Source organism: Achromobacter sp. GbtcB20 (genome assembly GCF_019091095.1).
Lineage (GTDB): Bacteria > Pseudomonadota > Gammaproteobacteria > Burkholderiales > Burkholderiaceae_B > Achromobacter > Achromobacter mucicolens.
Map to the genome: position 1 here is coordinate 1 of NZ_JAGXJZ010000072.1, position 1,014 is coordinate 1,014.

At 55.1% G+C, this 1,014-nt stretch carries 1 protein-coding gene; it reads right to left on the reverse strand.

Going from position 1 to position 1,014, the window contains the following annotated elements:
* Positions 1 to 283: hypothetical protein (locus KVT32_RS27795; protein ID WP_217619160.1), on the reverse strand; the 283-nt coding region annotated here is incomplete at its 3' end.
* Between the last annotated feature and the right edge of the window lie 731 nt (positions 284 to 1,014).

Consider the following 1,014-nt stretch of genomic DNA (forward strand, 5'->3'; position numbering starts at 1 on the left):
AGCAAAGGGCTATCGATAGCCCTGCCGAGCAGATCGTCATCATTCCCAGGAGACCGTCATTGAGGAATCGTGCGTCGGTGCTGATTCCGGATGGGTCAATCTTCAGTTTGGAAATGATTGCAAATTGCGCGGCGAGGAGGCCGAGTGCGGGCTGGTCGATCACCCAGGCGTATATCTCCTGGCCGTGCAGGGCAATGCCGACAAACGTGCCAACGCCCGCTGCGACCAAAGCAATGGCAGCGAACATCAAAATGGGTATGTACAGAATCGCGAGCAGGGTCATAGGAGACCTATCTAAGTGAGGTCCTTCAATGGTGGGAATAGTGGGTTGTGGTCGGAGAGGGGGACTTCACGACCGCTGGCACGGGAGAGCGGTGCTCATCCGAATCGGTGCGCTCGATTGACGGCGTTTAGCTGCTAAACACCGAATTCGATACATCAGAACGCCGATTCGGATGCCGCCAGCGAGATACCACGACGCTGGCGGATTCCTGCCGACTTGCACGGCGCAGGCCAGTTGTTCTCCCGGCCGGGTGTTCGCCCCGCCGTTACTCGCCACGGAGGGCATTGAAATACTGCTTAGGCGCTCGCGCCCTTCACGCGAAGGGCTGGGAGGAAGGCGGGATCGTCGATCCCTTCCTGCCTCATCTCGAGATCTAGGTGGTCTTCCAGGCTCTGCGCCTGAACAGATTTTTTCAATCAAGTGCGTTCTGCACTTGGCCGGACTTCACGGGTCTCTAACCGACCCCTAGACTTTTGCCACTTGTTTTCGTCCCCGGGGCCTATGAATGATCGCGGCTGGCTCCCCTTCGTGCGCCAACCTGAAAGGTGGCGCGGGACGGTACTTCTGTTGCGTATTGTTAAAGAGCGTGTGGATTTAACTGTACTCTTTAGTACATTCACGGTCAATACCTTTTAGTACATATTTCGGTTTGTGCCGAAACTGCGACATTGAGCAATACAAGATACAATACGTCACACAGACCAAGCTTTTTGCAACAATTGCTCTCTACT